The following is a 5035-nucleotide window of genomic DNA, read 5'->3' on the forward strand; positions in this document are numbered from 1 at the left end:
GCTTGACCGAACCGCCGGCCTTTTCGATCTTCTCGATCGCGGCCTTGGAGGCGCCGGCGACGTCAAAGGCGAGCTTCGCCTTGATCTCGCCATCCGAGAGGATGCGCACGCCGTCCTTGACGCGGCGGATGACGCCGGCGGCAACCAGCGATTCAGCCGTCACGGTTGCCTTGGCGTCGAGCTTCTTGGCGTCGATGGCCACCTGGATGCGGGCCAGCGACACGACGGTGAAGCTCGTGGCGAAGATGTTGTTGAAGCCACGCTTCGGCAGGCGCCGGTAGAGCGGCATCTGGCCACCCTCGAAGCCGTTGATGGCGACGCCGGAGCGCGCCTTCTGGCCCTTGACGCCGCGACCGCCGGTCTTGCCGGAGCCGGAGCCGATACCACGGCCGAGACGCTTCTTGGAGTGCGTCGCGCCGTCCTTGTCACGCAGATCGTTGAGTTTCATCTGACTTCTCCTGCGCTCTGGCTCAGCCCTCGTCCACGACGCGGACGAGATGCTGGACGGCAGCGATCATGCCGCGCACGGAGGGCGTATCTTCCAGCGTGCGCTGCTTGTGCATCTTGTTGAGGCCGAGGCCGACCAGCGTCGCGCGCTGTTCCTTCGGACGGCGGATCGGCGAACCGATCTGCTCAACGGTGATGGTCTTGGTTGCTTTCTTGGCCATGGTCAAAATCCCTGGTCAGATCGACTATTCTTCAGCCGCAACGGCGGTGCCGCGGCGGGCCTGAAGGGTCGAATACTTGATGCCGCGAGCAGCAGCCACATCCTTGGGATGCATCTGGCTCTTCAGCGCGTCGAAGGTGGCGCGAACCATGTTGTAGGGGTTCGACGAACCCATCGACTTGGCGACCACGTCATGCATGCCGAGCGTCTCGAAGACAGCGCGCATCGGGCCACCGGCGATGATGCCGGTACCTTGCTTGGCGGCGCGCAGCAGCACGCGTCCAGCACCCCAGCGTCCTTCGACGTCGTGATGCAGCGTACGGCCCGAGCGCAGCGGCACGAAAATCATGTCGCGCTTGGCCGATTCAGTTGCCTTGCGGATAGCTTCCGGCACTTCGCGCGCCTTGCCGTGACCAAAGCCGACGCGGCCCTTCTGGTCGCCGACGACGACGAGTGCTGCAAAACCGAAGCGACGGCCGCCCTTGACGACCTTGGCGACGCGGTTGATGTGGACGAGCTTGTCCACCATGCCGTCATCGCGTTCTTCACGATCGCGGCCGCGGCCGCCATCCCTACGTTCCTGTGCCATATCCTGTTCCTTGTTTTTTTCCGGAAGCACGGTTGCTGATAAGATCCGGTGCCTCGCCCCGATTAAATCGGGAAACGGTCACCGGGGGCGAAATCATTTCCTTCGCATAATCTTTATCCGAAAAGTCTGCAACTTTTCGGGATCATGCTTAGAAGCTCAAGCCACCTTCGCGGGCAGCCTCGGCGAGCGCCTTGACGCGGCCGTGATAGATGTAAGCGCCGCGGTCGAAGACGACTTCCTTGACGCCGGCCTTGGTGGCGCGCTCGGCGATCAGCTTGCCGATCGCGGTGGCGGCAGCGGTGTCGGCGCCGGTCTTGAGCGAACCCTTGAAGTCCTTCTCGAGCGTCGAAGCGGCGGCGATGGTGTGGCCCTTGGCGTCGTCGATGACCTGCACATAGATGTTCTTCGACGTGCGGTGGACCGACAGACGCGGACGCTCGCCGGCGACCTTCTTGATCTGACGACGGACGCGCTGCGCGCGGCGCTGCGTGGATTCCTTGGTACCCATGATGGTCTTCCTTGCCTTCAAAAAACGGGGGCCGCCATATGCGGTAGGCGAAAGCGCCTCCCGCGACCGCTCCCCGCGGCGTTACACTCTTGGCTTGGCCCTTTCCGAAAAGTCTTCAACTTCTCGAGGCCAGGCCTACTACTTCTTCTTGCCTTCCTTGCGGACGATCTTCTCGCCGGCGTAGCGGACGCCCTTGCCCTTGTAAGGCTCGGGACCACGATACTCGCGGATCTCGGCCGCAACCTGGCCGACCTGCTGCTTGTCGATGCCGGCCACGGTGATTTCAGTCGGCTTCGGCACGGTGATGGTGATGCCCTGCGGCGTCTCATAGACGACGTCATGGCTGAAGCCAAGCGCCAGCTGCAGGTTCTTGCCCTGAAGTGCCGCGCGATAGCCGACGCCGGTGATCTCGAGCTTCTTCTCGAAACCGTCCTTGACACCCTGCAGGATGTTGACGATCTGCGTGCGCGACATGCCCCACTTGGAGCGGGCGGTCTTGGTCTGGTCGCGCGGCTGGACAGCGATCTCGCTGCCTTCCATCTTGACCAGCACTTCGTCGTTCACCACGAACTTCAGCTCACCCTTGGGGCCCTTCGCCGTCACGGTCTGGCCGTTGACGGTCGCGGTCACGCCCTGCGGCAGCGAAACGGGTTTCTTTCCAATACGAGACATTTTGTTGTCCTCGTCACTTCTCTTGTTTCAGGTCTCTGTCTTCGGGAACGATCCGAAGACCGGATTCCACTTTGCGGTCAACTGCCAGATCAGAAGATCTGGCAGAGGATCTCACCGCCGACGTTCTGTTCACGTGCTTCATGGTCGGCCATCACGCCCTTCGGTGTCGAAAGGATGGCGATGCCGAGGCCGTTTGCGACCTGCGGAATCGACTTGGCCGAAACATAGACGCGGCGGCCTGGCTTCGAAACGCGGGCTATTTCGCGCACGACCGGCGCGCCGTCGAAATACTTCAGCTCGATCTCGATTTCGGACTTGCCGTTGTCGAAGTCGGTCTGGCTGTAATCGCGGATATAGCCTTCAGCCTTCAGCACGTCGAGGACGCGGGTGCGCAGACGCGAAGCCGGCGTCGAAACGCTCGACTTCTTGCGGCCATACGCGTTGCGGATGCGGGTCAGCATATCGCCGAGAGGATCGCTCAATGACATGTTATGTCCTCCTTACCAGCTCGACTTGACCAGGCCCGGGATCTGGCCGTTATTGCCGAGATCACGAAGCGCGATGCGCGATACTTTGAGCTTGCGATAGTAGGCGCGCGGACGGCCGGTGACTTCGCAGCGGTTGCGGATGCGGATCTTGGCCGAGTTGCGCGGCATGGCGGCAAGCTTGAGCTGAGCGCGGAAACGCTCTTCCATCGGCTTGGACTGATCCATGATGATCGCCTTGAGCGCAGCCCGCTTGGGACCGTACTGGTCGGCAAGCTTGCGGCGCCTGTTGTTCTTCTCGACTGAGCTGGTCTTTGCCATTTCAGATTTTTCCTTTTCTCGCTGCCGTTACTGGCGGAAGGGGAAGTTGAAGGCCTTGAGCAATGCCCTGGCTTCGTCGTCCGTCTTCGCAGTCGTACAAACGATGACGTCCATGCCCCAGATCTGATCAACCTTGTCGTAGTTGATCTCCGGGAACACGATGTGTTCCTTGATGCCCATGGCGTAGTTGCCACGGCCATCGAAGCTCTTCGGATTCAGTCCGCGAAAGTCGCGGACGCGCGGCAGTGCGATGTTCACGAGACGGTCGAGGAACTCATACATGCGTTCCTTGCGCAGCGTGACCTTGGCGCCGATCGGCATCTTCTCGCGGACCTTGAAGCCGGCGATCGAGTTGCGGGCGCGGGTGACGACGGCCTTCTGGCCGGCAATCATCGCCAGGTCTTCGGCCGCGATCGAAGGCTTCTTCGAATCGGCGGTCGCTTCGCCAACGCCCATGTTCAGCACGATCTTGTCGATGCGCGGAACCTGCATCTCGTTGTCGTAGCCGAACTGTTCCTGCAGCGCCTTGCGGATGGTCTCGTTGTAGACCTGCTTGAGGCGCGGCGTGTTCTGAGCCTTGGACTGTTTGCTTTCAGCCTTGGGCTTCGTGGTTTGAGCCTTAGCCATTGATGACTTCTCCCGAGCGCTTGGCGACGCGCACCTTCTTGCCGTCCTTCTGGAAGATGAAGCCGACGCGGGTCGGCTTGCCATCCTTGGGGTCGGCCAGCGCGATGTTCGACAGCTGGATCGGCGCTTCCTTGGTGATGATCCCGCCCTCTTGGGACTGGGACTGCTTCTGGTGACGGCGGATCATGTTGACGCCACGCACCAGCGCGGTGTCTTCCTTCGGCTGTACCGAGAGGACTTCGCCCGAACGGCCCTTGTCCTTGCCGGCCAGCACGACGACCTTGTCGCCTTTTCTAATCTTTTGCATTGGTCCGGCTCCTTACAGCACTTCAGGCGCGAGCGAGATGATCTTCATGTGGTTCTTGGCGCGGAGTTCGCGCGGAACCGGTCCGAAGATACGCGTGCCGATCGGCTCTTTCTTGTTGTCGACGAGAACGGCCGCGTTCTTGTCGAAACGGATCACGCTGCCGTCCGGGCGGCGGATGTCCTTGGCCGTGCGAACCACGACCGCCTTCATCACATCGCCCTTCTTCACGCGGCCGCGCGGAATGGCTTCCTTGATCGACACCACGATGATGTCGCCCACGGAAGCGTATTTCCGCTTCGAGCCGCCCAGCACCTTGATGCACATGACACGACGGGCGCCGGAATTATCCGCGACGTCGAGGTTTGTTTGCATCTGAATCATGACTGGCCGCCTTCTTCTCTTCTAACGGGATGGGCTCAAAGCCCCTCCCCGGTCTGTCCAAAATTCGTTGTTTACGCCCGAGGTCAGGCTTGGTCCGAAGACACGACGATCCAGCGCTTGTCCTTGGAAATCGGCTTCGATTCCTGGATGAACACCTGATCGCCAACCTTGTGGGCGTTGTTCTCGTCGTGCGCCTTGTACTTCTTGGTCATGCGCACGGTCTTCTTCATCACGGGATGCGTGAAGCGCCGTTCGACCTTGACGACAACCGTCTTCTCGTTCTTGTCGCTGACGACGGTGCCCTGCAGAATGCGCTTTGGCATGGTTTTCGTCCTTAAGCCTTCTTAGCCGCGGACTTTTCCGCAGCGATGGTCTTGATACGCGCAATGTCCTTACGAACCTGTCTCACGCGCGCGGTCTTCTCGAGCTGGCCGGTGGCCTTCTGGAAGCGCAGGTTGAACTGCTCCTTCTTCAGGCT

General features: G+C 61.0%; 12 protein-coding genes. All 12 read right to left on the reverse strand.

The window, feature by feature from the left end:
- A partial coding sequence (rplO, locus tag EN932_RS28885) for a 50S ribosomal protein L15 (RefSeq protein WP_128369255.1) occupies positions 1-448 on the reverse strand: 448 nt, incomplete at its 3' end.
- A 22-nt stretch (positions 449-470) separates the two neighbouring features.
- Positions 471-668, reverse strand: coding sequence for a 50S ribosomal protein L30 (rpmD, locus tag EN932_RS28890; protein ID WP_006205449.1), 198 nt, complete (start codon positions 666-668; stop codon positions 471-473).
- A gap of 24 nt (positions 669-692) precedes the next feature.
- Complete coding sequence (gene rpsE / locus EN932_RS28895) at positions 693-1256, reverse strand: 30S ribosomal protein S5 (RefSeq protein WP_006333394.1); 564 nt, start codon at positions 1254-1256, stop codon at positions 693-695.
- A gap of 148 nt (positions 1257-1404) precedes the next feature.
- On the reverse strand, positions 1405-1764 hold the full coding sequence (gene rplR, locus EN932_RS28900) for a 50S ribosomal protein L18 (RefSeq protein ID WP_013531433.1): 360 nt from the start codon (positions 1762-1764) through the stop codon (positions 1405-1407).
- Between the two features lie 138 nt (positions 1765-1902).
- On the reverse strand, positions 1903-2436 hold the full coding sequence (gene rplF, locus EN932_RS28905; RefSeq protein WP_013531432.1) for a 50S ribosomal protein L6: 534 nt from the start codon (positions 2434-2436) through the stop codon (positions 1903-1905).
- A gap of 89 nt (positions 2437-2525) precedes the next feature.
- Positions 2526-2924, reverse strand: coding sequence for a 30S ribosomal protein S8 (rpsH, locus tag EN932_RS28910; protein WP_013531431.1), 399 nt, complete (start codon positions 2922-2924; stop codon positions 2526-2528).
- A gap of 12 nt (positions 2925-2936) precedes the next feature.
- Positions 2937-3242: a 30S ribosomal protein S14 gene (rpsN, locus tag EN932_RS28915; protein ID WP_013895695.1), complete on the reverse strand. Its 306-nt coding sequence runs from the start codon at positions 3240-3242 to the stop codon at positions 2937-2939.
- A 27-nt stretch (positions 3243-3269) separates the two neighbouring features.
- Positions 3270-3869: a 50S ribosomal protein L5 gene (rplE, locus tag EN932_RS28920; protein WP_013531429.1), complete on the reverse strand. Its 600-nt coding sequence runs from the start codon at positions 3867-3869 to the stop codon at positions 3270-3272.
- Positions 3862-4176 carry a 50S ribosomal protein L24 gene (gene rplX, locus EN932_RS28925; protein ID WP_013531428.1) on the reverse strand — a complete coding sequence of 105 codons (315 nt, stop codon included), beginning with the start codon at positions 4174-4176 and terminating at the stop codon, positions 3862-3864. The genes rplE and rplX overlap by 8 nt, the downstream gene beginning before the upstream one ends.
- Before the next feature lie 12 nt (positions 4177-4188).
- Positions 4189-4557 carry a 50S ribosomal protein L14 gene (rplN, locus tag EN932_RS28930; protein WP_006205457.1) on the reverse strand — a complete coding sequence of 123 codons (369 nt, stop codon included), beginning with the start codon at positions 4555-4557 and terminating at the stop codon, positions 4189-4191.
- 83 nt (positions 4558-4640) lie between these two features.
- Positions 4641-4880 (reverse strand): 30S ribosomal protein S17, encoded by a 240-nt coding sequence (gene rpsQ / locus EN932_RS28935; protein ID WP_010909280.1) that lies wholly within the window; start codon positions 4878-4880, stop codon positions 4641-4643.
- Between the two features lie 11 nt (positions 4881-4891).
- Positions 4892-5035 (reverse strand): 50S ribosomal protein L29 (rpmC, locus tag EN932_RS28940; protein ID WP_128369256.1); only part of this gene is annotated, 144 nt, incomplete at its 5' end.

This window comes from Mesorhizobium sp. M7A.F.Ca.US.002.01.1.1 (assembly GCF_004022955.1).
Classification (GTDB): domain Bacteria; phylum Pseudomonadota; class Alphaproteobacteria; order Rhizobiales; family Rhizobiaceae; genus Mesorhizobium; species Mesorhizobium ciceri.